The sequence below is a fragment of the Exiguobacterium sp. SH31 genome (assembly GCF_001816105.1).
In the GTDB taxonomy this organism is placed as follows: Bacteria; Bacillota; Bacilli; order Exiguobacteriales; family Exiguobacteriaceae; genus Exiguobacterium; species Exiguobacterium aurantiacum_A.
This window is the reverse complement of record NZ_LYTG01000067.1, coordinates 1-22,489: the sequence shown is the minus strand read 5'-3', so window position 1 is coordinate 22,489 and position 22,489 is coordinate 1. Positions and strand designations below refer to the sequence as shown.

21 protein-coding genes and 1 other annotated feature are annotated in these 22,489 nt (G+C 52.0%); of the genes, 9 read left to right on the top strand and 12 right to left on the bottom strand.

What is annotated here, in order from left to right:
* The first annotated feature begins 3 nt into the window (after positions 1-3).
* Together A6395_RS09830 and ald are read left to right on the top strand one after the other, a co-directional pair.
* Positions 4-1,227, top strand: a complete 1,224-nt coding sequence (locus tag A6395_RS09830) for a PucR family transcriptional regulator (protein ID WP_071398885.1) — start codon at positions 4-6, stop codon at positions 1,225-1,227.
* Positions 1,228-1,358: 131 nt separating this feature from the next.
* Positions 1,359-2,489, top strand: a complete 1,131-nt coding sequence (gene ald, locus A6395_RS09825; protein WP_071398884.1) for an alanine dehydrogenase — start codon at positions 1,359-1,361, stop codon at positions 2,487-2,489.
* 64 nt (positions 2,490-2,553) lie between these two features.
* On the opposite strand, the gene murB is transcribed toward ald, so the two are convergent.
* A complete protein-coding gene (murB, locus tag A6395_RS09820; RefSeq protein ID WP_071398883.1) occupies positions 2,554-3,474 on the bottom strand; it encodes a UDP-N-acetylmuramate dehydrogenase in 921 nt (306 codons plus the stop codon).
* Positions 3,475-3,628: 154 nt separating this feature from the next.
* A complete protein-coding gene (locus A6395_RS09815; protein ID WP_070329189.1) occupies positions 3,629-4,279 on the bottom strand; it encodes a diacylglycerol/polyprenol kinase family protein in 651 nt (216 codons plus the stop codon).
* A gap of 148 nt (positions 4,280-4,427) precedes the next feature.
* Here A6395_RS09815 and A6395_RS09810 point away from each other — a divergent pair, with 148 nt between their 5' ends.
* On the top strand, positions 4,428-5,051 hold the full coding sequence (locus tag A6395_RS09810) for a DUF1836 domain-containing protein (protein WP_071398882.1): 624 nt from the start codon (positions 4,428-4,430) through the stop codon (positions 5,049-5,051).
* Positions 5,052-5,124: 73 nt separating this feature from the next.
* Here A6395_RS09810 and A6395_RS09805 read toward each other — a convergent pair whose 3' ends face one another.
* Positions 5,125-5,604, bottom strand: a complete 480-nt coding sequence (locus tag A6395_RS09805) for an LURP-one-related family protein (RefSeq protein ID WP_070329187.1) — start codon at positions 5,602-5,604, stop codon at positions 5,125-5,127.
* Positions 5,605-5,822: 218 nt separating this feature from the next.
* Positions 5,823-6,308 (bottom strand): restriction endonuclease, encoded by a 486-nt coding sequence (locus A6395_RS09800; protein ID WP_233589717.1) that lies wholly within the window; start codon positions 6,306-6,308, stop codon positions 5,823-5,825.
* Between the two features lie 135 nt (positions 6,309-6,443).
* Here A6395_RS09800 and A6395_RS09795 point away from each other — a divergent pair, with 135 nt between their 5' ends.
* Both A6395_RS09795 and A6395_RS09790 read left to right on the top strand, forming a co-directional pair.
* Positions 6,444-8,618 carry a PAS domain-containing sensor histidine kinase gene (locus A6395_RS09795; protein ID WP_071398881.1) on the top strand — a complete coding sequence of 725 codons (2,175 nt, stop codon included), beginning with the start codon at positions 6,444-6,446 and terminating at the stop codon, positions 8,616-8,618.
* Positions 8,615-9,685 carry an SDR family oxidoreductase gene (locus tag A6395_RS09790; RefSeq protein ID WP_071398880.1) on the top strand — a complete coding sequence of 357 codons (1,071 nt, stop codon included), beginning with the start codon at positions 8,615-8,617 and terminating at the stop codon, positions 9,683-9,685. Before A6395_RS09795 ends, A6395_RS09790 begins: the two co-directional genes overlap by 4 nt.
* Before the next feature lie 20 nt (positions 9,686-9,705).
* Here the strand turns inward: A6395_RS09790 and A6395_RS09785 are convergent, their stop codons facing one another.
* Positions 9,706-11,085, bottom strand: a complete 1,380-nt coding sequence (locus A6395_RS09785) for a TrkH family potassium uptake protein (RefSeq protein ID WP_071398879.1) — start codon at positions 11,083-11,085, stop codon at positions 9,706-9,708.
* A 479-nt stretch (positions 11,086-11,564) separates the two neighbouring features.
* On the opposite strand from A6395_RS09785, the gene motA reads away from it, so the two are divergent.
* Together motA and A6395_RS09770 are read left to right on the top strand one after the other, a co-directional pair.
* Entirely contained in the window at positions 11,565-12,347 is a 783-nt protein-coding gene (gene motA / locus A6395_RS09775; protein ID WP_070329182.1) for a flagellar motor stator protein MotA, read from the top strand.
* The gene (locus tag A6395_RS09770; protein ID WP_071398878.1) at positions 12,325-13,101 is read left to right on the top strand and encodes a flagellar motor protein MotB; all 777 of its coding nucleotides are present in this window, start codon (positions 12,325-12,327) and stop codon (positions 13,099-13,101) included. The genes motA and A6395_RS09770 overlap by 23 nt, the downstream gene beginning before the upstream one ends.
* Positions 13,102-13,136: 35 nt before the next feature.
* Here the strand turns inward: A6395_RS09770 and A6395_RS09765 are convergent, their stop codons facing one another.
* The 4 genes from A6395_RS09765 to A6395_RS09750 all read right to left on the bottom strand — a co-directional run bounded on the left by A6395_RS09765 (position 13,137) and on the right by A6395_RS09750 (position 17,057).
* Complete coding sequence (locus tag A6395_RS09765; protein WP_071398877.1) at positions 13,137-14,561, bottom strand: dihydrolipoyl dehydrogenase family protein; 1,425 nt, start codon at positions 14,559-14,561, stop codon at positions 13,137-13,139.
* Entirely contained in the window at positions 14,558-14,923 is a 366-nt protein-coding gene (locus A6395_RS09760; RefSeq protein WP_071398876.1) for a DUF1499 domain-containing protein, read from the bottom strand. Before A6395_RS09760 ends, A6395_RS09765 begins: the two co-directional genes overlap by 4 nt.
* Before the next feature lie 65 nt (positions 14,924-14,988).
* Positions 14,989-16,368, bottom strand: a complete 1,380-nt coding sequence (locus A6395_RS09755; RefSeq protein WP_071398875.1) for a sensor histidine kinase — start codon at positions 16,366-16,368, stop codon at positions 14,989-14,991.
* Positions 16,365-17,057, bottom strand: coding sequence for a response regulator transcription factor (locus tag A6395_RS09750; RefSeq protein WP_016509883.1), 693 nt, complete (start codon positions 17,055-17,057; stop codon positions 16,365-16,367). The genes A6395_RS09755 and A6395_RS09750 overlap by 4 nt, the downstream gene beginning before the upstream one ends.
* A gap of 125 nt (positions 17,058-17,182) precedes the next feature.
* On the opposite strand from A6395_RS09750, the gene A6395_RS09745 reads away from it, so the two are divergent.
* The gene (locus tag A6395_RS09745; RefSeq protein ID WP_070328310.1) at positions 17,183-18,004 is read left to right on the top strand and encodes a Cof-type HAD-IIB family hydrolase; all 822 of its coding nucleotides are present in this window, start codon (positions 17,183-17,185) and stop codon (positions 18,002-18,004) included.
* 32 nt (positions 18,005-18,036) lie between these two features.
* Complete coding sequence (locus A6395_RS09740) at positions 18,037-19,026, top strand: alpha/beta hydrolase (protein ID WP_071398874.1); 990 nt, start codon at positions 18,037-18,039, stop codon at positions 19,024-19,026.
* Between the two features lie 39 nt (positions 19,027-19,065).
* Here A6395_RS09740 and A6395_RS09735 read toward each other — a convergent pair whose 3' ends face one another.
* The 3 genes from A6395_RS09735 to A6395_RS09725 all read right to left on the bottom strand — a co-directional run bounded on the left by A6395_RS09735 (position 19,066) and on the right by A6395_RS09725 (position 22,390).
* Positions 19,066-20,628, bottom strand: coding sequence for an aromatic amino acid hydroxylase (locus tag A6395_RS09735; RefSeq protein ID WP_071398873.1), 1,563 nt, complete (start codon positions 20,626-20,628; stop codon positions 19,066-19,068).
* A 53-nt stretch (positions 20,629-20,681) separates the two neighbouring features.
* Positions 20,682-20,876 (bottom strand) — a binding site (T-box leader).
* 122 nt (positions 20,877-20,998) lie between these two features.
* The gene (locus A6395_RS09730; protein WP_071398872.1) at positions 20,999-21,676 is read right to left on the bottom strand and encodes a uracil-DNA glycosylase; all 678 of its coding nucleotides are present in this window, start codon (positions 21,674-21,676) and stop codon (positions 20,999-21,001) included.
* Between the two features lie 78 nt (positions 21,677-21,754).
* On the bottom strand, positions 21,755-22,390 hold the full coding sequence (locus A6395_RS09725; RefSeq protein WP_071398871.1) for an FMN-dependent NADH-azoreductase: 636 nt from the start codon (positions 22,388-22,390) through the stop codon (positions 21,755-21,757).
* Positions 22,391-22,489 lie beyond the last annotated feature (99 nt).

Here is a 22,489-nt window from a genome sequence, read left to right as displayed (position 1 = left end):
GACATGCCTTTTTTACAGAAATCATATGAATCACTCGACACGCTCGCCGAAGCGATCGGGCAAGCGATCCGCGCACCGATCACGATCGAAAATCGCCACCATCAGCTACTCGCCTATAGCACGCATCCCGACTCGACCGACCCGGCTAGAATCGCGACCATCATCGGCCGTCGCGTCCCGGAAGCCGTCATCGAGGATTTATGGGAAAGCGGTATCCTGCAAGAGCTGATCGACCGAGACGAGCCTGTCGTCATCCCAGCCCGGATGGCCATCGGTCTAGGCGAGCGCGCCGCCGTCGTCATCAAGCAGCAAGAAGATGTGCTCGGCTACATTTGGAGTCTGGCCCGGACGACCCCTTTCTCCGAGCAGGAGCTCACCGTCTTGAAGGAAGGGGCAAGTATCGCCAAGAAACTGCTCATGACGATCGCCATGCACGAACGTCGCATCGATGCCGAACTCGAGCGTTTCTTTTTAGAAGTGCTCGCTTCGCCATACCTTGCTTCCGCACATCGGGAGCGCTTGAACGAACTTGCCCCGATCGCCGTTGCGAGTCGCCTGACAATCATCGACTGCTTGCAGCCGATCACTCCGCAATTTGCTGAGCGGTTATTTTATGCGCTTGCGACACAAGAAGCGATCGAGGTCGTCCTCCACGCTATCGACGGCCAACAACTGCTCGTCTGGCATTATATGAAGTCCGAGCTGTCTGAAGAAGAGGCCGCCCTCCTCCAGTGGGCCGATCGCTTTGAGACCCAACTTCAAGACAAGTTCACTGACGCCGAACCTCGCCTCGGGATTAGCGGGCGTTTCTTCGAAAGCGATACGCTCTATGCCGCGACCGAGGAAGCAAGACGGGTCACATCGCTACGCCGGAAGTTCCCGTTCGAGCTCGCTAGTGCCCGGGCGTTCGAGCAAATTGGCATCTATCAACTCGTCCCCGATTTGTCCCGACGAATCGGCCTGCGCCTCGAGACGCACCCGACGATCGAACGGTTGCAGGCGTATGACCAAGTCCACCGCACCGAACTCGTGACGACGCTTGAATGGTATTTCTATTTTGAAGGGAACGTCAAACGAGTCGCCGCCCACCTCCATATCCATCCAAACACGGTCTTGTATCGGATTCGACGGATCGAAGAACTGACGAGCATCACCCAAGTCTCGCTCCCGGAACGGGCCGCTATTTATTTAGCGATCAAGGCCGGACAATATCGTCAAGACGACTGACCCCCACTTTGTGAAAAATCACAAAGTGGGGGTTGTCGCTTTTAGAATCCATGCTAAAGACAGCGATTTCACTTGGGTCTATACTAGAGGTGTGAACAAATTGTGTCAGCAGATAGAAAGGGGAACTACACATGAAAATCGGGGTATTGAAAGAGATTAAAAATAACGAAAACCGCGTCGCGTTGACGCCGATGGGTGCATCAGTCTTGACGGAACTCGGACACGAGGTGCTCGTCGAGACGGGAGCCGGCATCGGGAGCGGCTTCACGAATATGGAGTACATCGACGCTGGGGCAAGCATCGTCGATTCAGCACAGGACGTTTGGGGAGACGTTGAACTCGCCTTGAAAGTAAAAGAGCCACAGCCGTCAGAGTATCAATATTTCCGTTCAGACCTTACGCTCTTCACGTATTTACATTTAGCGGCCGAACCTGAACTCACGAAAGCGCTCGTCGATTCAGGCATGACCGCCATCGCCTACGAGACGGTCGAAGTCGACCGCACGCTTCCGCTGCTCACACCGATGAGCGAAGTCGCAGGACGGATGGCTGCTCAAATCGGGGCGCAAATTTTAGAAAAACCGCATGGCGGCAAAGGGATCCTCTTGTCAGGTCTTCCTGGAGTGCCTCGTGCGAACGTCACCGTCATCGGGGGCGGTGTCGTCGGGATGAACGCGGCCCGCATCGCGATTGGTCTCGGAGCCAACGTGACAATCATGGACATCAGCCCGGCTCGTCTCCGCCAAATCGACGACCAGTTCGGGAACACGATCAACACGCTCATCTCGAACCGCTATAATATCGCGAAGCAAGTCGCCGAAAGCGACCTCGTCATCGGTGCCGTCCTCATCCCGGGCGCGAAAGCACCTAAACTCGTCACGAAAGAGATGGTGCAACAAATGTCACCGGGGTCCGTCATCGTTGATGTCGCCATCGACCAAGGCGGGATCTGTGAGACGATCGATCATATTACGACGCATGACGCGCCGACGTACGAACGTTACGGTGTGCAGCATTATGCGGTCGCCAACATGCCAGGGGCAGTCCCGCGCACGTCGACGCTCGGTTTGACGAACGCGACGATGCCTTATATCGTCGAGTGCGCTCAAAAAGGAATCTTCCCGGCGCTTCGCGAAAATGCAGCGCTCCTCAAAGGATTGAACGTCATCGACGGTACGGTCACGTACGAAGCCGTCGCCCGCGACCTCGGCTATACATTCGTGCCGGCTTCTGAAGCGGTCACGAAGCAGCTCCACGCGTAATCGAACACATCCGAAATATGCGGACAGAAAGACGCTCGAACGATTGATTCGTTCGAGCGTTTTTTTATGCGTTTTCGACAGTGATATCCTCACCGATGATTTTCACTTCAGGTTCAAGTTCGATCTCAAACTTCTGTTTGACCGTCGCTTGGACGTGACGAATGAGCGAGATGTATTCAGTCGCTGTCGCCTGATTGATATTGACGATGAAGCCCGCGTGCTTGAGTGATACTTCCGCCCCGCCGATGCGCTTGCCTTGCAGTCCGCAATCTTGAATCAGTTTACCGGCGAAGTAACCGGGCGGGCGCTTGAACACACTGCCGCATGACGGATATTCAAGTGGCTGTTTCGATTCACGCTTATGCGTCAAATCGTCCATCACGTCTTTGATCGCTTCATAACCGAGCGGATCGAGTTCGAACGTCGCCTCTAAGACGATCAATCCTTCTTTTGAGACCCGGCTCGTTCGATAATCGAGGTCAAGCTCATCTTTCGAGAGCGTGAGTAGTCCGCCGTCTGGCGTCAAAACGACCGCACTCGCGATCACATCTTTCGTCTCGCCGCCGTAGGCACCCGCGTTCATATAGACGGCGCCTCCGACCGTTCCCGGAATACCGCATGCGAACTCCAGTCCAGACAGCTCTTCAGTGAGCGCCTGGCGCGACACGTCGATGATGGCCGCTCCTGCTTGGGCGATGATTCGGTTGCCGTCGCGGCGAATCGTGTTCAACTCGTTCAAGTTCAAGACGATGCCACGCAGGCCGCCGTCTCGAACGATCAAGTTGGAACCGAAACCGAGAATCATGAATGGTACGTTCTCGCGATGGGCGAGCTCAAGGACGGCTTGAACTTCTTCATACGTGTGTGGGGCCACGAAATAATCCGCTTTCCCGCCCAGTTTTGTATATGTGTGTGCTGACAGCGGCTCGTCTTGCTTGAAGCGCTCGGCCGGGATGATTGTGAGTAGTTGGTCTAAAAAGCTCATGCGTTGCCTCAATCCTTTACGGTCTATTTTATTAGTGCCGCAAGCGAAAAAGTTCGCCTCGGACACGTTGCTGAATGGTTTCAGTACGAAACACAGTATACAAATGTTTACCGAGAGTGACAAGCAACGTTTTCTTTACAATCTAGCGAATAGTTTATAACAATAATGATGTCGCGACGGCTACGACAATCGGGATTGTGAAATTATCCCAATCTCGATACGAAATCGCCTCTGTCAGCGTCGCTATGATGGAAATGATAAACCCATAAGTCACCACTTGCCACATCGGAATATCTTTCCACAAAAACAATAAAAAGAGTACCGCGTACGAACTTAAGAACATGGCCATGCTGCCTTGGAACGATCGCTTTTGCCCATACAGGTCATAGATCACCGTCCCGTATTTGCGTCCAATGAGGGCTGCTAAGCCATCTCCCCATGCCAATACGAGCGAGCCTGCTAAAAAGGCGAGCGGTTCCGTCTCGAAAAAGAAGAACAAGATGACGAGGAGTGCGATCGGGTAATAGACGGTCCCGAGCGACTTCCGCTCGGTCTGATGGACCGGAGACGGGCTCTTATATAGAAGCCACGCGTTTGCGAACGTAAAGAAAACGAGCGGTATGGCGGCGATGTACCATGTGTCCATCAACCAGACGGCGAGCAATGACCAATGCCCGACCGCAATATGTACGCTCTTTCGAATTGTCTCATCCGTCCAGCCGAGGCGCTTGCCAATCTGTTCGAGACCGACGAGAAACACCAGGACAATGACGATGGACAGAATAGAACTGACCCATTCATTCATCCTTGGACCACCTTTATGTGCGATTTTTATACGTATTCATTATACCTTAATCAGGCCAGAACCTAGCTTCCTTTTCAAACATTTGGTAGAATGAGGTCAAATGACTGTATAGCCCGCGAACGAAGTCGGCTATAGAAAGGATGCCTGTATGCGCGATGCAATTTCGATTCAAACGTTGGCTGATTGCCTTCACTATATGCGGGTTGGTGACGTCGATCGGGCCATCTCACTTTTTCCTGAAGAAGTGCGTGAGCATTTCCCGAAAGAGCTTCGTAAAATCCATTTGTTTCATATTGAAAAGAACGGATTGTCGATCAATCAAATCGTGGCCCTGGCCAACACACTGACCGGAGAACATTTGTCCGCGACGACGATTCAAAACTGGACGAAACGCGAAGTTCGCAAAATCATCGGTGTCCCTCGGGTCGGCAAAAAATATTCACTGCAACAGGCTGCGATCATTTATTTGCTCGACGACTTGAAGCATCTGTTTTCGCTCGAAGAGACGAGCTCGCTACTCGCACTCATCTTCAATAATCCCGACCGCGACGAAGACGACCTCATCTCCCCGATCGACTTCTACCGCTTGTACGCGGAGTATGCCAAGTCGACGAGCCCGATCGAGATGTTAGACACTCGTGCGAAGCGTTCGATCGAGAAGATGGGACATACCCATCCAAACATCATGCACGTCCTGAAGCTTTGTTTGTACGCGCACCGCGTGACGACACTCGAGATTGAGGCCAAACACTATTTAAGCCGCTTCATTTGAGCCAATCAAATGAAGCTTTTTTTGTAGAACGCAAAAAAACACCAGTCGCAGTGACTGGTGTTCGTCATATTGGTTAGACTGACATGGCGACCGGCATCCGTGATTTGACTGTCAACGTCTTCAAAACTGACAACAACTCGAACATCGAGAGCTGATCCGCCTCTTTCGTCAAACAGAAAGAATCGTCATCTTGTTTGCGAAGTTCCGCCACAAGTTTTCCAGCTTTATCGCGAACACTGAACTTGTAGCGTTCGACATCGTATTGAATCGTGTAGAGACCACGTTCATAGACGTTGTATTCACACTTTTTCCCGAATAACGAGAACTTGTCTTTCAATTGACCAATCGCTTGCCCGTCGTGGTTCATGACGACCCACTTTTGACAGTTCGGGATGTACTTCCCGTGAGCGATTTGCCGACCGGACAAGTTGTGCACTTGAACACTGCCCTCCGTGTCGCGGTGAACAGATCCGATTGCATCATTTGTTTCGTCATAAATGGTCGCCTCGCCTTGCGTAAAGACACAACCTTTTACATAAATTAATTTGCGCACCGCTTTTTCCTCCTACTACGTTCCAACCTCGATTTTTGTGTTTGTTCGGTTGGTCATTCTGTGAAACCCCAATTTAGTTTCTAGTAGTCGTGTTTCTCTGTTCAACTACTACATATTTCATATGACGAAGATGATTATTGCACCGTTTGAGGAAAAAGACAACCCCTTTTTCTTCGACACAATCCGCCAGTCTGTCAAAGCTGTGAACAGGCGCCACTTTAGCGCTTAAATCCAGCCTGTTTGAGCAGCTGCTCGAGCTCTGTTCTTGCAATCAGACGAACTTGATTTGGTTCGGCGAGTTCGTACGCACTATCCGTATAGGACGAGTTCGTGACGACCCATCCTTCGTTCGCCCCATAGTATGGAACGGACGCGGCTACTTGCTGGACCGCTTCGAGTCCGACAACTTTTTCATAGCGTTTTGCCTGGACCGCGATCGACCAGCCGTCCGACGTTTCAAGGAGCAAATCCGCCCCGAAATCACGTGACGCCGGCGTGACCGTCACGGTGTACCCGAGCGCTGTGAATACTTCTTCTAAAAATAGCTCAAACTCACGGCCGTCCATTCGATCAATCCGATCAATCGTCGACAGGCGCATCCGCCAGATGAGCCAAGCAATCCCGAGTGCGAGCACCGTGACGACACTCCACATCGGTGCTTCAAACCACCATAATCCGATGGCGATCAATAGGCTAAGCGCCATTCCTTTCACGTCAATCGTCCTCCCTACCGTTTCTTTTATTTACTTTACCGAATCAATGCAGGAAAACAAAGGGTCTTCTGTCGAATGTATTCCAAATGTACCCGTTTGATATAAAGAAGGAGGGATCAAACGTTAATGGAGAAAAGGATGTATCTCCAAAACGAACTGCTGCACGCTTTACCTTACGGCGTCGCGCTGATTACGAAGGACGGTACGATCGTTCAGGCGAATCGTCCGTTCATGGAGCAGTTTCCTGAAGACTTACAGACGAAAACGAATATTTTTCACATGGTCAACCAGTCACCTCTCACCATGGAATTGTCGCGCCGGATGGAGCAAGGACTTCCTTGGATATACGAGATGCCGACGATTCGCGTCCATGCGATCCCATATGAACATATATACATTCTCTCCATCGAGCCGCTCCCGCTCGACACGCGGGTCACGGTCCAACATAACGCCTTTGAGGCGATGATGCATACCGAACTCGACATGGCGATGATCATGACAGATGCCAATCTGCTCATCAATCGCTTCAATAAAGGAGCGACCGAGCTGTTCGGCTATGAACCTCACGAAGTGCTCTATGAGATGACACCGTTCGCCTTGTTCGAGTCGCGAGAACTGAGTGAGAAGCGGACGCATTATCAGGACGAGACGGAGCGCTTGTTGTCGTTCGAACAGATGCTGCGCGTCGCACTCGATCGTGGAGACAGAGAATGGAAGTTTCAGCGTAAAGATCGCACCCATTTTGTCGGCAAACTGTTCATGCAGCCGGTCTATGAACACAATCAAATCATCGGCTTCTTTTTCTTCGTCTTTGATGTCAGCCCTGAAATCGCGCTCAAAGGCGAACTGCTCCATAAAGAGCAGCGTTACCGCATGTTTGCTGAGTCCGTGATTGAAGCTGTCCTGTTTCACGAAGGGGGAACGATTCTTGACGCGAACAAGGCAGCCGAAACGATTTTCCGTATCCCGGCCGAGGACATGGTCGGACGCCAAACGATCGAATTTATCGCGGAAGGCTACCGGGCCGATGTCCTCAGACGGGTCCGTAATCACATTCAAACCCCTTACGAAGTCATCGGACGGCGCGAGGACGGTACCTTTTTAGAGATGGAAGTCTATCCGAAAGAAGTGACGTTCCAAGGCCAGACGCTCCGTGTCGCCGTCATGCGCGATATTAGTGACCGTAAAAAAGTCGAGCGCATGCTTGAACGAGAGAAAAATGCGATTGCTCGTCAGCGCGACATCATCCAATCGATTCTGCAAGCATCGAACGAGGCGTTCGTCTTGACCGAATCGAACGGTAGTGTCCTGTTCATGAACGTGCATGCCCGGCGCTTACTCGACCTGCCCGGCATCGCTCCGAACAAGATACAGGAACGCATCCCGCTCCTGACGACATTCCGGGGCCGTGATCGCACTGAAATGCTAAAGAAAATCGACCTCTTGCTCGACGGGTCGGCTCGTGAAGTATCGCTCCGTTTTTCGATTCCGCAACCGAACGATCGCGACGAACAGTATTATGAGATGTACGGAACCGGAATGGACACAAAACGGCAGATTGGGATGGATAGTGGCTTTTTGTTCGTCTTCCGCAACCGGACCGAAGAAGAGCGGATGGACCAAATCAAAAACGAGTTGGTCAGCACCGTCTCACACGAGTTGAGAACGCCATTATCTTCTCTATCGGGATACATCGAATTGATGCTGACACGTGACTTGTCGAAGGACAAGCGCGAGCGCTATTTAAAGACGATGGCGAAAGAAGCGAAGCGGTTGACGGACTTGTTGAATGATTTCCTTGATATTCAGCGCATGGAAGATGGCAATCAAGAGTATAAACAAGACCGCTTCGTCCTGAACGAGCTCGTCCGTGAAGTCGTCGAACGCTTCCGCGAGACGACTGACCACTCGATTCATTTCGATGATGCCGACGAGTTGCTCGTCCTCATCGCCGACAAAGACCGGATCGAGCAAGTCATCATCAACTTGCTTTCAAACGCCATCAAGTACTCACCTCACAGTCATGAGATTGAAGTTCGCGTCCGGAAAGAGCACAAGCAAGCCCACGTGTCCGTCCAAGATTTTGGAATCGGGATTCCCGAGCACGCGTTCGAAGAACTGTTCAAAAAATTCTACCGTGTCGACAACTCAGATACGCGTCAAATCGGAGGCACCGGCCTCGGGTTGTCAATCTGTAAGGAGATCATCGAGTCGCACGGCGGCAGCATCGAAGTCGAGTCGAGCGTAGGTGTTGGCTCGACGTTCACGTTCACGTTAGATGTAGCGGAGGAGACGTCATGAATCAATATGCCTTTACCGGTTTCCCAGGATTTTTAGCAGGAAAGCTGATTACCCATCTCGCGACATTGCCGGATCAGATCGGCACGATCTATGCGCTGCATTTGCCGGCACAACGACCAGAAGCTCTCGCTTTGAAACAAGACCTATTGGCCACGACTTCGCTTCAAGACGAGCAGTTAGTGCTTGTTGAAGCCGATATCACACTCCCGGAAGTCATTCTCGACCCGATCATGCGGTCGGTCATCGAACGGGAAGTGAATTATATCTTCCACTTAGCGGCCGCATATGACTTGAGCATCCCGTATGACGTCGGCTACCGAGTCAACTTGCTCGGGACGAAGCATATGACGGCGTTCGCCAAACGGGCAAAACATTTAAAGCGATACGTCTACTTTAGTACCGCCTACGTCTCCGGACGCCGCCAAGGGACCGTCTATGAGAACGAGCTATGGCATCGGGTCCAGTTTAAAAACCATTACGAGGCTACGAAGTATGAAGCGGAAGCCATCGTCTCCCGTGAACTCGGCTCGATACCCGCGACGATCATCCGTCCCGGTATCGTCATCGGTCATAGCAAGACCGGAGAGACGAAAAAGTTCGATGGCGTCTACTTCGTGTTGAAGTTGATGGACCAGTTGCGTCAAGCGGCGCCGCTCCCGTATATCGGACGGCAAAACATCGAAGTGAACCTCGTGCCGTATGACTACGTGGTCGAAGCGACTGCTTATCTCGCCCACGCCCCAGTCGGTCTAAAGCGCACGTTCCATTTGACCGACCCGTTCCCGCATGGGGCTCGGGAAGTGTACCGTATGATCCATGAAGCGATGTTTGGTCGCTCGCCTCGCGGAACGATTCCCCATTTCGCCGCAGAAACCGGATTTTCCGCTTTGCAGCTATCGGAACGATATGGGGTTCCAAAAGAACTGCTCGCCTATTTTAAGCATCAAGTCCATTTCGACACGACGCAGACGCTCCGGGCGTTAAACGGGACCGGCATCGTTTGCCCGGACTTACAAGACTACTTGCCTGACATCGTCGCCTATTACAACACACACAAAAAGCCCTAACCAGGGCTTTTTGTGTGTCCTCATCCAATTAACAACTTCTCTTTCGGGTAACGGATCTTCCGGTCCATCTGTCGTGCGACCGTGAACAGAATGGTCAGCGAGCCGACGCGACCGAGAAGCATCATGAACATGATGAGCCCTTTACCGGCGTCATTCAGTTCAGCCGTGATACCGAGCGAGAGCCCGACCGTCCCGAAGGCAGACACGGTCTCGAACAAGAGGGCGGTCGCAGGAATGTGATCATTCGTCAAAATCGTGAGTGCCGTGATCAGCAAGATAAAGAAGAAACTTGAGATGGCGACGACGTAGGCTTTCTTGATTTGGAACGCGTCGACCGTCCGTTCGAGAATGACCGTCTCTTTTTTACCGACGATGAACGCCCACATGTCCGCTAAAATGACAGCGACGGTCGTCACTTTAATACCAGATCCCGTTGATGCTGCTCCGGCCCCGATATACATCAAGATGAGGATTAAACCGATCGACACCGGCGCCATCATCGAGATGTCCACCGTATTGAATCCAGCCGTCCGTGTCGTCACCGCTTGAAAGAACGTGACGTTTAACGCCTCGCCAATCGGACGGCCGTAAAGTGCACCTTCCACTGATACCCACTCGAATAGCATAAGTCCGAACCAGGCAATCCCGTTGATGACGCCAAGCGAAGCAATCATGATTTTCGAATGCAGAGCGAGTCGCTTCCATCGTTTCACTTCGGTCGCGTCGGCAATCGTCGTAAATCCGAGACCCCCGATCATCAAGAGCATCGAAATCGTGACGACGATGGCCGTATTCTGCTCGAACTGCATCAAGCTGTCGGGCCATAATGCAAAACCTGCGTTATTGAACGCCGAGACGGCATGGAAAAAGCCATAATACAGTGCTTCACCGAACCGATAATCGCTCGTGCTGTAAAGTTCGACCGTCAAAAATAACATTCCGATGAACTGGACGATGATGGTCGTGAAGACGATGTTGCGGACGAGGCGGACCGTTCCGCCCGGACCTGACAAGTTGAGCGATTCTTGGAGTAAAATGCGCTGTTTTAAGCCGATTTTCTTACCGAGCACACTGAGCAGCATGAGCGCGACCGTCATAAATCCGAGTCCGCCGATTTGAATCAAGGCGACGATGACGAGCTCTCCGAACGTATTGAACGATGAGCCGATGTCGATCGTCGACAGGCCGGTCACCGTTCCTGCTGACGTCGCGATGAAGAGGCAATCGATCCAAGAGACCGGCTCAGTTTGGGCGAACGGCATGTACAGTAACGTGGCTCCGATCAAGATGGCGAGTAAAAATCCAGTCGCGATAAATCGGGCCGGTTTTTCAAAGATGAGCCGGTATAGCGCCTCAATCCGTTTTAAGCGCAATTCCCGTACGGTCAATCGATGTCGCATCTCGCTATCTCCTTCGAATCAAGTTTTCTAAGCATCATCTTACTCCTCGACGTGTAAATTGCCAACTAGAAAAATGTATCGCTAACCCTTCCTATATTTTTTTGGTAATATGAGAGATAGACTTTATGAATATTGAGGAGGTTGAATGAAACCGTGGACCCTAGTACGGTAGATCATTCGCTAAAGGATGTCTCGCGAAGGTTGGAGCGTCAATCACAATGTATGCCCGCCCATCTCTATTTCCAGCTCGAAGAACTGTTGAATTGGTCACTTGATCAAGAAGTTATGAATCAATTGTACGCATTATTAAAAAAATACGATGTGCTAACCGATATAGAGCGTGAAGAACGAAATATCAGCATCCAACTGCTGATTGACGAAAACGGCGCTTAACCATCGGAACGCATTTGCGGGAGACGAGTTAAGTCTCTCGCTTTTTTTATATCTTGATCTTTTTTAGAAAGGTGGAAAACATAGACATGGATGTCGTCACTTTAGTCGGACTTTTACTCGGTTTCTTTACGTTAATCGGAGGAATGATTTTGAAAGGAGCGGGGGTCGCTCCGCTGATCAACCCTGCGGCGCTCGTCATTATTTTTGTCGGGACGGCGGCCGCGGTCAGTATTGCCGTTTCGAAAGAGCAGCTACAGACGGTACCCCAACTATTTAAAATTTTATTCAAAAAGCAAGAACTGCCAAGCAAATCTGGATTATTGACGCAATTCGTCGACCTGTCGACACAAGCACGTAAGGAAGGCCTACTGTCACTCGAAACGGCACTCGAGCAAGTCGAAGAACCGTTTTTGAAACAAGGCATGATGATGGTCATCGACGGTCAACCGTCTGAATATATCGCCGAAGTGATGTCGCGTGATATCGAGAATATGGAAATACGCCACAAAGCGAACGCTGATGTGTTCACGCAAGCAGGCACGTACGCTCCGACGCTCGGTGTACTTGGAGCCGTTATCGGGCTCGTCGCCGCACTAAAAGACTTATCCGATATCGATAAACTCGGCTACGCCATCTCCGCCGCCTTTGTCGCAACGCTGTTCGGGATTTTCAGTGGATATGTTCTTTGGTTCCCGTTTGCCAACAAGTTGAAGCAATATTCGAAAAGTGAGGTCGTCGTCAAGGAAATGATGATCGAAGGAATTTTGTCGATTCAAGGCGGAGAGTCACCAAAGACGTTGGAAGATAAGTTGGCCGTGTATTTGTCTCCAAAGGAGCGAGCGAACTATGAAGCGCAAAAAGAAGCATGACCATGAAGAACACATCCCGGAAGGCTGGCTCATCCCTTACGCTGACCTGCTGACGTTACTTCTCGCTTTGTTTATCGTGTTGTTCGCCTCAAGTAACGTCGACCAGACGAAGCTTGAGAAGATGTCTCAATCGTTCAATCAGGTGTTCTCAGGCGGCACGAGTGTCTTCCAAGCCTCAACGGCGTCAAACAGTGACATTAGCCGAACGGACAAGACAGATACGACCGCTAATCCGCGGACGTATGAGCTGGCCAAACTCGACGAGTTAAAAGAAGAAGTGAATCAGTACATTAAGAAAAATGGATTAGAAGACGAAATTGAAGCGACCATCAACTCAAGCGGGCTCGTCCTGACGATCCAAGACCGGGCTTTGTTCAGCATGGGGGAAGCGACACTCGACGCTGACGCCCGCACGGTCGCCCAGTCGATTAGCGGCATTCTCGAACAAGCCGGAAATCGAGAAATCGTTGTGTCCGGTCATACCGATAACGTGCCGATCAATACGGCTCGTTTCCCGTCGAACTGGGAACTTAGTTCAGCCCGAGCGACTGCGTTCATGCGAGGTCTGTTGACAAATGAGTTGCTCAATCCGAATCAGTTCACGCTCGCAAGCTACGGGGAATATAAGCCGATTGCGACGAACGAAACGGACGCCGGCCGTTCTAAAAATCGCCGTGTCGAAGTATTGATCAAGCCGCTCGTCGACTTATCAGAAGGTTCACCAAAAATGATCGAAACGCTCGTCTTACCATGACGAAAAGCCCACTCTGCGACAGAGTGGGCTTTTTGTTAACGTGTCCATTCAAAATATTTTCGGGCGAGCTCGGTGAGCGGGCTCTCGAAGAGCCGCTTCCGCCAGTATAGATCGGCCGCTTTCTTAACGGCCTCGCTCCGCGAAGGATACGGATAGATCATGCGTGACAACTTGCCGATCTTATCGCCACGTTGCATCGCATAGACGACAATCTGCATCCAATCGCCAGCCGTCATCCCGACCGCGTGTCCTCCGAGAATCTTGCCGTTCTTCCGGGTGATGATTTTGACGAAGCCTGTCTCTTGGCGATCGGCGACGAACCGATCGACTTCAGACAGCTTCGCCTCAAAGATTTCGATGTCATCCCCGTGACGCTCACGCGCCTCGGCCTCGGTCAATCCGACATGGAACACTTCCGGGTCGGTGAACGTGATCCAAGGCATCTTGCTGTAATCGACCTTGTTCCATAGCCCGAACAAGGCGTTGGCGACGACCGCCTTTCCTTCTTCGCCGGCCGCGTGTGTGAACGGTAACGTCTTGATCGTATCTCCGATGGCGAAGATGTGGGACTGTGACGTCCGATACGTCGACGTCACATCGACATATCCGTCTTTCACGTCGACTTTCGCCCGATCAAGGCGAAGTTCTTCGATGCGTGGAGCACGTCCTGTCGCCATGAGCAGTTTTTCTGCCTCATACTCGACAGTTTCCCCATCAACTTCGGCTGTGACTTTGATGCGTCCTGCCACTTCAGCAATCTGTTTGACCTTGACACCGATTTCTAGATGCAGCGCCATCTCGAGCTGTGAGCGGAGCAACGCACTGACAGACCCGTCTTCTTTCGGCAAGAACGCGTCTTGCGCCTCGAGCACGGTCACTTGGCTGCCGAGCCTTGCGAACGACTGTGCCAGCTCAAGTCCGACCGTGCCGGCCCCGATGACGATGATGCTCTCTGGGAGCGTCTCTTCTTCAAAGACGTTTTCATTCGTTAAGTAGGAAACGTTGTCCAATCCATCGATTGGCGGGACGGTCGGTTTCGACCCGGTCGCGATGACGAACTTTTTACCGATCAGTAAATCGTCACCGACTTTCAGTTCGTACGGGCTTTGGAACGACGCTTCCCCGATGTACACATCGACCCCGATCTTTTCGAACCGCTCCGTCCCATCGTGTTCTTGAATGATTGCCCGCGCTTTGTCGACTCGTGCCTTCGTCGTCTTATAATGATCGCGCCCGTCAAACTCGGCTCCGAGCACACGTGCGGCCTGCATCAGCGAACTCGCATCTTTCGAGGCTGCGATGAGCGCCTTCGACGGGATACAGCCGACGTGGAGACAATCGCCGCCCAGATGTTTTTTCTTCTCAATTAGTGCGACTTTCGCACCTAAATTCGCGGCACCGGCTGCGACCGTCATCCCGGCCGCGCCTCCCCCGATTACAATCAGCTGATAATCCTTCATCCCATCAACCTCCGATATCGTTTGCTTACGTCGTCCATCCGTTTCCGGTTCACACCGAAGTCGGAATGACCAAGTCGTGAAGCAGAACGAAATTCTACTTGTCTCGCTTCATCGTCAAATAAAAATTCCACATCATCTTTAAAACGCATCAGTTTCGAAGTGACGACGTAATGGAGCGTGTCCGTCGTCTCCTCGGCAAGCTCCGTCCGAGGTAGCTGCCCCATCACCATTTTGATGGTTTCGACCGTTTGATTGCGGTCTTTTCCATACGGAAGCGGGTCCATGTGTAGCGCTTTGATCGACGTTTGTGTCGATACGGCATTCGGACTTCCTTTCAACGGTTTCAATGTTTTTTCGGCCACGACAAAAAACCTCCCTCATTCTACATACAATTGTATGTATCCTGAATTCGGAAGGTTTAACCCTTTTATTGCAGTTCGCTCGGATCGAGCGGTAACAAAACTGTCACAGTCGTCCCTTTTCTGACTTCACTTTCAATGACAAGTTTCCCTTCATGCGCCTCGATCAACTCCTTAGCGATCGCAAGGCCGAGACCGCTGCTGCCTTTCGTCACTTGCGCTTGATAGAACATTTCCGTGATGCGCTGCAAGTGTTCTTTCGAGATGCCAGGTCCTTGATCGATAATCGAGATGAAGGCGACCCGTTCCGACTGAACGAAGCGAACCGTGAGCGTCCCGCCAACTGGTGAGAACCGGATCGCGTTTTCAAGTAAGTTTAAGAACACTTGCTTGAGCCGGTTCTCATCGAATAGACCGACCGACTTGGCCGGGTAGCGCTCGATCAACGTAATCTGCTTATCTTCAAGCGATTGTTTCAGTTGAATCGTTACTTTGCGTAACAGGGAGACGAGATCGAGCTCTTGACGATAGAGCACGAGACGACTCTCCTCGATTTTTGTGTAGTCGAGCAATTGCTCGACTAGACCGATCATTCGCTCGGTCTCCGAATGAATGATACTCAGACCGAGCTCTGTCTCGTCTGACAGTTGCTCGTCCCCGCCTCGGATCGTCTCAGTCCAGCCTTTGATTGAAGTGAGCGGCGTCCTGAGCTCATGGGAGACGTTCGACAAGAATTCGTTGCGCGTCGATTGGTGCTGTTGCACTTTAGCGCCTAAGTAAGTCAGCGTCCGGGCAAGCGCGCCGAGCTCGTGCTTCTCGTTCGAATATACCTCGACGTCGAAATCACCTTGCGCCATCTCGTCAGCCGTCTCAATAATCTCGCGGATCGGACGGACGAAGCGGTCCGCGATTCGGATGACCGCGTATAGCGCCACGAGCCAAATTAACACACCGATTATGAGGATCGCCATCCAAATCTCGCGGATGAGTGCGTCTAAGTCTGCGAGTGGACGCGTGAAACTGATGGCGAACTCACCCGTTCCCTCGGTCATGATTGGGCTCGTCACCGACAGAAAGTGTTCTTCGTTCACGTCATAGTCTTGGACGACCGACTCTCCTCTAGCGAGACGATCAAGCTGCTCAGGTGTATACGACGCTTGTTGTGCTCGCTGCCCGGTCGTTTTTATAATCGCGCCAGAGCGGTCGACCATCGTCAAATCGGTACCCGGATACCCGAACGTCCGGACGAGGACCGAGAACGCGCTCGGTGTCTCAAATCCGACTTGCGCCTGTGGATACAAATAAGCGCTTGTTGTCGCATGGCTGACCAACGCATCGGACTCATACTCGTAGTAATAACGGTACGTACCGTATGACAGGACGCTTACGAGCAGTAAGAGCACGAGTGTCACGACAATCATCATGCGGATGACGAGCTGTTGTCTCATCCGTCATGTCTCCGCCACTTATAGCCATGCCCCCATAGCGTCTCGATATAGGCCGGATGGCTCGGGTCGTCTTCAATCTTTTGCCGTAAGCGGCGAATGTTGACGTCCACCGTCTTCCGATCCCCGAAGTAGTTGATGCCCCAAACCGCGTCAAGAAGTGCGTCGCGGGATAAGACGACTTCTTCGTTTTGGACGAGATGACAGATTAAGTCGTATTCGGTCGGCGTCAAATCGATCGATTGTCCGTATTTCGTCACTTGTTTCGCCGCCAAGTCGATGGCGAACGGTCCTGACTTGAGACGTTTCTTCTCTTTGCGCTTCACTTTTTCGACGCGTCGCAGGAGCGCATGAATGCGCGCGACGAGCTCGCCCGGGCTGAACGGCTTGGCGATATAGTCGTCCGCCCCTTTTCCGAGACCTTCGATTTTATCTTCTTCAAGCGTGCGTGCCGTCAACATGATGATCCCGACGTTCTCGTCTAAGTCACGAATCGCGGCGCACGCTTCAAAACCGTCCATCTCAGGCATCATGACGTCTAGCAAGACGATATCAAACGGTTCACGATCGAACGCGGTGACCGCTTCACGGCCGTTCGTCGCTTCAAAGACATCAAATCCGGCTCGTTTTAAATTTACGATGATAAAGCTGCGAATCGCATGCTCATCTTCGGCTACTAATATCCGATTCATATTTCCACCTCTTCTGGAGTTCACTACTCTACATTATAGTTACGTTTTTGCGACAAGGTTGTCAATTGACCTCAAATCGTATTAGGATGGAGTCATTAGATTCTGAAGGAGGACTCCTTACCACTATGAGTTATAACATGATTGTTTTAGATATGGACGATACGCTCCTCACGAGCGACCACACGATTTCCCCTGTCACGAAAGCGGCGTTGCTTGACGTCCAAGAACGCGGCCACAAAGTCGTTTTAGCAAGCGGACGTCCGACATACGCCATGTGGGAAGCAGCTCGTGAACTCGAGCTCGCCAAATATGGTAGTTACATCTTGTCATTCAACGGTGCTTCAATCATCAATTGTGAAACAAATGAAGAAATCTTCTCAAGCACGTTAATGCCAGACACAGTCGCCCACCTCCATGATATCAGTGTCCGGGAGGAAATCGCGATTCATACGTACATCGGTAACGAAATCGTAACCGATCAGCCGAACCCGTATACCGATCTCGAAGGCGAATTGACGGGCATGCCGGTCATCCACGTCAACGATTTCAAAGAAACCGTCACGACCCCTGTCGTCAAATGCCTTATGCTCGGCGACGGCGATACGCTCGCTCCAATCGAGACGAAGCTGCAACTCGAGCTCGAAGGCAAGCTCGCCGTCGCTCGTTCGAAACCGTTTTTCCTCGAGTTCACGGAAGCCGGTGTGACGAAAGGGACGAGCCTCGCCTTTTTGGCTGACCACGTCGGAATCGACCAAGCACACGTCATCGCTTGCGGAGACGGCAACAACGACTTGACGATGATCGAATGGGCCGGACTCGGTGTCGCCATGGGTAACGCCAACGCCACGGTCAAAGGGAAAGCCGACTTCATCACGAAGTCAAACAATGAAGATGGGATCGCCCACGTCATCGAGACGTACATGAGCAGTGTCGTTACGAATCGTTAAGCAATAACCGTTTGAACCAAGGAGGGATTACGATGAATAAAGGATTGAAACGAGCTGGACTCGGACTAGTCGGAACTGCCGTCGCCAGTGCCGCCTACGTCTTCTTGTCACCGAAGCCTGCGTCCCGTCTCGTCAAAACTTCATTTACTGGAGGCAAGGAAGTCGCGATCAAAGGATTCGACGAAGTCGTTCAAAAGACGTCGGTCCGTAAAGACATCGATTACTATTCTGCCTACGAGAACGGAACGTTCGATTTGATTCGCTATGAAGGTGATAAGCATGTCGTCCCGACGATCTTTTGGGTGCACGGTGGCTCGTTCGTTGGCGGTGATAAGGCCGATGTGTTCAAGTATGCGACGTCGATCGCAAGCAACGGCTACAACGTCGTCAGCATCAACTACGCCCTCGCCCCGGACGTCACGTATCCGGTGCCGCTCCAGCAAATCGAAGAGGCGTACACGTATATCACCGACAACAACGATCGCTTCCGACTCGATCTCGACCGCGTCTTCTTCGCCGGAGACTCGAACGGAGCGCAGCTCGTCGCCCAATTCATCGGGATTCAACTGAACGATGGCTATGCACCGTCAGCCGAAGTGAATCAAGTCGTCCCGCAAGACTCGATCCTCGGCGCTGTCCTCTTGTCTGGCCCGTACGATTTGAAACGGACGATTCTCGAGTCTTCGAAAGCCGTCAACCGTTTCTTGTTCAAGCGGATCGGTTGGGCCTACTTCGGGACGTACAATTGGGAGAACCTCCCCATCGTCAACGAAGCGTCTCCTCTCGTCAACATCCCGGCCACGTTCGTCCCGACGTTCATCACCGACGGGAACACGGGGTCGTTCGAGACACAAGCGAAAGAGTTCGCGACGATTCTCTCCGGACGGACTGACGTGACGAGCGTCTTCTATAATCGAGATGAATACGAACTCGGAAACAGCTATCACTTCGAGATGAATCAACCAGCAGCCAGTTCAACGTATCGTCGCTTGATCACGTTCTTGCGCGAAACGACCAAATAAAAACAACCCCGACTTTTTTCAAAGTCGGGGTTGTTTGCGTCATTTGAGCAAATCCATTGCGCGGCCAATCAGCTCGTTGCGAGAGTCTGAAGTTTTCCGTAACGCTTGTAGCCGGTCGATGAGTGCTTGACGAAGCTCGTCTGACTGAACGAGTTCCAAACATTCAATCTGAGCCAACCAGGCGTCTGCATGCTTAGAGAGGACCATCGGGACGAGAGCGTCGATCGACTCCCCTTGTTCACGCATGAGCCGGATGCGATTGAAGAGCGGGTCGTCTTCCGTCCACGTCCGGGCGTCCCGTTCGATTTGAACCGGTTTCTCTAGGACGACGAGCTCTTCGACGTCCGTGCCCGGGAAGATCGACGGTAGCGAATCGTGTCTCACTTCAAGCGTCGCGAGCTCGATTTGTTTGCCGTCGATGTGCACGCTCACGTCTTCTAGCGTGATCTCGTCTGCCGTCTCGCTAACGATGCGGCCATCGAGGCGAACGTTCGCTTCCGCGAGCGCTTCTTGGATGGGTCCATCTAAAACGAGTAGTCCGTGATTGTTCAAATTACGAAGCTGGCCGTGGTCAACTTTCACGCAGTCTCCCCATTGAACGAGAGCAACTCCGCCTGTGTTCGTCACGTGTCGAACCGTTCCGACACGGTCGGTCCCATCTTCGAGCCGGATCGTCGATTGACTTCCTGAAGCGAGCGCCTTCTCAAGCGATGCGATCCCGCCCTTGTGGACGGCCATCCGTGATTCGAGTTCATCGAGCGCATCCGTCAACGCCTCGAAGTCAGGGATGACGAACAGTTCACTTTGCATATTCGTCACGTCCTGTTTCGTCTCTAGCGCATGCTCGAGATTGAACGGATGTTTCGTGACGGCGTCGGTCAGGCAGTGACGGCTCTCGCCGACCGAAGACAACAGTCCGGCCCCGTAAATGAGCGGGCGTTCGATGTCGCCGATCAGTCCGAACTCGACCGTCCACCAAAAGATACGCGCCACTTGTTGCGCTTCGGAGAAGCCCGTCACTTGCGCTTTCGCTTCATGCAGCGCTTCTAAGGCGGCTTTGACATCCGCTTCCGTCGAGTTGGCATTCTCTTTCACGATTGTCAGTCGTTTGAGTGCCGCGAACGAGGCGTGTTCCTCACGGTTCATGAACGCTTTCGCACCAAGTTGACCGAACCGTTTCACGATTTTAGAAAACTCAGGGTCCATCAGCATCGGCGCGTGACCGGCCGCCTCATGGATAATGTCAGGTGCCGGGCTGTACAAGATGTTCTCGACTTTCCGGATGTCGGTCGCGACCGGTAACATCCCGTTCCCTTGGAAGTCAAAGAACGCGACGCCAGGAATCAATCCGTCGACCGCGACCGTCGACCAACCGGCCGCTCGCATCTCGGCGGTCATTTTTTCGACGTCCGGCAAACGTTCCGGTCCCATGCCTGTCTTTTTCAACCCTTCGATGTAGAACGGATGGGCCTTGCCTTCGAGCGTATGCAAATTGAGCCGTAATACGAAGCGCCAGACCGCGTGATCGGTCGGTGTGTACTCGTTGTAAAACTGGGGCGAGATATGAGGCGCCAAGTGGCGTGGGATTGATTGTGTGAGCATGATATTTCCTCCTTTTGTCTACTGGACGTCAAAAAGTCCCTATCGATTCACTCGATAGGGACGACTTAGCCGCGGTACCACCCTGATTACTAGACGTCATCTAGTCACTCTAATCCGATAACGGGGGACCGCTCACATGCGAGAGCTCACAAACTGTAATTCGATTCATCTTTTGGGCGTGTTCGCAGCACCACACGCTCTCTGGGCCAGGGAAGATGTCTCTACTTCGGTTTGATCATCGCTTTTGTTACTGTTATGCAGTTATGCTTCTACGCGAACTTGCTTTTAAGCGTTAAAGTATCTTGTTGGTTGTAACTTTACCAAATCGTTTTGTCGACGTCAACAAAAAACAGTCCGCAACTGCGAACTGTCACAAACACCAATCAATTTCAGGTTGTCCCCACTGTTTCAGCAAATCGTTCACTTGCGAGAACGGACGGGATCCGAAGAAGCCGCGGTGTGCCGACAGCGGACTCGGGTGGACCGATGTCAAGATCGCGTGCTGCGGCCCGATCAGCTTTTGTTTCTTTTTGGCATCGTTTCCCCAAAGAATAAACACGATCGGTTGTTCGCGCTTCCCGAGTTGCTCGATGATCGAGTCCGTGAACTGCTCCCAGCCTTTACCCCGGTGAGAGCCAGCTTTACTCGCTTCGACCGTGAGCGCCGTGTTGAGCAACAATACGCCTTGGCGGGCCCAGTTCTCTAAATTCCCGCTCTTCGGCACGCTACAACCCAAGTCTTCATGCAACTCTTGAAAGATGTTGCGCAGCGATGGCGGAAAACGGACACCGTCTTGGACCGAGAAGCTTAGTCCGTGCGCCTGATTCGGACCGTGATACGGGTCTTGGCCGAGGATGACGCATTTGACGTCTTTAAACTTCGTGTAGACGAACGCGTTCCAAATGTCTTCCCGCTGCGGATAGACGGTCGTCGTCGCATACGCCTCATCGACGAACGCTTTCAAGTCAACGAAGTACGACTGCTCCATCTCGTCGGCAATGATATCGCTCCAATCGCCGAGCAAGCGGTCTGATAACTGTTCTCCCATTTGATTCGCCCCTTTCCGTCTTATCATACCCGAATCGACGGCACACAAAAAGACGAGCCCAGTGGACTCGTCCGATGATTATACTGTGACTGTGCCTGCTACTTCTTTCGCAAGTGCTTCTGCTTTCGCTGTAGCGTCAGCAACGATGTCTTCGATCTTGTCTGGGAACTGGTTCATTCCTTCAACCGCAAGTGTCGTTACTTCGTTCACGCCGACGAACGCAAGCGCTTGACGGAGGTACGCGTCTGCAAAGTTGAGGTCTGTTCCTGTGTAGATGCCGCCTGTCCCTTGAATGTGAATCGCTTGTTTGTTCTCAAGGAGACCGACTGGCCCTTGCTCTGTGTAACGGAACGTCTTGCCAGCTGAGAGGACGCTGTCGAGGAACATCTTCATGCGTGCTGGGAAGAAGAAGTTCCACATCGGCGTCGCGAACACGTAAAGGTCTGCTTCCATGAACTTCTCAAGCATACCGTTCATCGTCGCGACTTTTGAAGCTTCGACGTCTGTGAGTGCTTCACCAGACGCGAATTTTCCCCAAGCGCTTAACACGTCGCCATCGATTTCTTGGACGTCGACATCGTAAAGCTCGATTGCTTCGACTTCAAGCGATGCGTTTTCTTTTTGAAGCTTCGTCATGAACGCTTCTGCGACTTGTTTGCTGTATGACAACTCTGTCGGTTTTGGGTTAGCTGATACGTATAATACTTTTTTCATAATGGGTTCCTCCACTGGTAATCTCTATTTTGATAACAACAGTTAGAACTATATCATCTGTATATCTCACCGTCAATTATTTCAACTTCAAGATAATTG

Excerpts from the sequence above, each read along its gene's own strand:
- A6395_RS09830 (WP_071398885.1), top strand. The coding sequence starts at position 4 with ATGCCTTTTTTACAGAAATCATATGAATCACTCGACACGCTCGCCGAA.
- ald (WP_071398884.1), top strand. The coding sequence starts at position 1,359 with ATGAAAATCGGGGTATTGAAAGAGATTAAAAATAACGAAAACCGCGTC.
- murB (WP_071398883.1), bottom strand. The coding sequence starts at position 3,474 with ATGAGCTTTTTAGACCAACTACTCACAATCATCCCGGCCGAGCGCTTC.
- A6395_RS09815 (WP_070329189.1), bottom strand. The coding sequence starts at position 4,279 with ATGAATGAATGGGTCAGTTCTATTCTGTCCATCGTCATTGTCCTGGTG.
- A6395_RS09810 (WP_071398882.1), top strand. The coding sequence starts at position 4,428 with ATGCGCGATGCAATTTCGATTCAAACGTTGGCTGATTGCCTTCACTAT.
- A6395_RS09800 (WP_233589717.1), bottom strand. The coding sequence starts at position 6,308 with ATGGCGCTTAGCCTATTGATCGCCATCGGATTATGGTGGTTTGAAGCA.
- A6395_RS09795 (WP_071398881.1), top strand. The coding sequence starts at position 6,444 with ATGGAGAAAAGGATGTATCTCCAAAACGAACTGCTGCACGCTTTACCT.
- A6395_RS09790 (WP_071398880.1), top strand. The coding sequence starts at position 8,615 with ATGAATCAATATGCCTTTACCGGTTTCCCAGGATTTTTAGCAGGAAAG.
- A6395_RS09785 (WP_071398879.1), bottom strand. The coding sequence starts at position 11,085 with ATGCGACATCGATTGACCGTACGGGAATTGCGCTTAAAACGGATTGAG.
- motA (WP_070329182.1), top strand. The coding sequence starts at position 11,565 with ATGGATGTCGTCACTTTAGTCGGACTTTTACTCGGTTTCTTTACGTTA.
- A6395_RS09770 (WP_071398878.1), top strand. The coding sequence starts at position 12,325 with ATGAAGCGCAAAAAGAAGCATGACCATGAAGAACACATCCCGGAAGGC.
- A6395_RS09765 (WP_071398877.1), bottom strand. The coding sequence starts at position 14,561 with ATGAAGGATTATCAGCTGATTGTAATCGGGGGAGGCGCGGCCGGGATG.
- A6395_RS09755 (WP_071398875.1), bottom strand. The coding sequence starts at position 16,368 with ATGAGACAACAGCTCGTCATCCGCATGATGATTGTCGTGACACTCGTG.
- A6395_RS09750 (WP_016509883.1), bottom strand. The coding sequence starts at position 17,057 with ATGAATCGGATATTAGTAGCCGAAGATGAGCATGCGATTCGCAGCTTT.
- A6395_RS09745 (WP_070328310.1), top strand. The coding sequence starts at position 17,183 with ATGAGTTATAACATGATTGTTTTAGATATGGACGATACGCTCCTCACG.
- A6395_RS09740 (WP_071398874.1), top strand. The coding sequence starts at position 18,037 with ATGAATAAAGGATTGAAACGAGCTGGACTCGGACTAGTCGGAACTGCC.
- A6395_RS09735 (WP_071398873.1), bottom strand. The coding sequence starts at position 20,628 with ATGCTCACACAATCAATCCCACGCCACTTGGCGCCTCATATCTCGCCC.
- A6395_RS09730 (WP_071398872.1), bottom strand. The coding sequence starts at position 21,676 with ATGGGAGAACAGTTATCAGACCGCTTGCTCGGCGATTGGAGCGATATC.
- A6395_RS09725 (WP_071398871.1), bottom strand. The coding sequence starts at position 22,390 with ATGAAAAAAGTATTATACGTATCAGCTAACCCAAAACCGACAGAGTTG.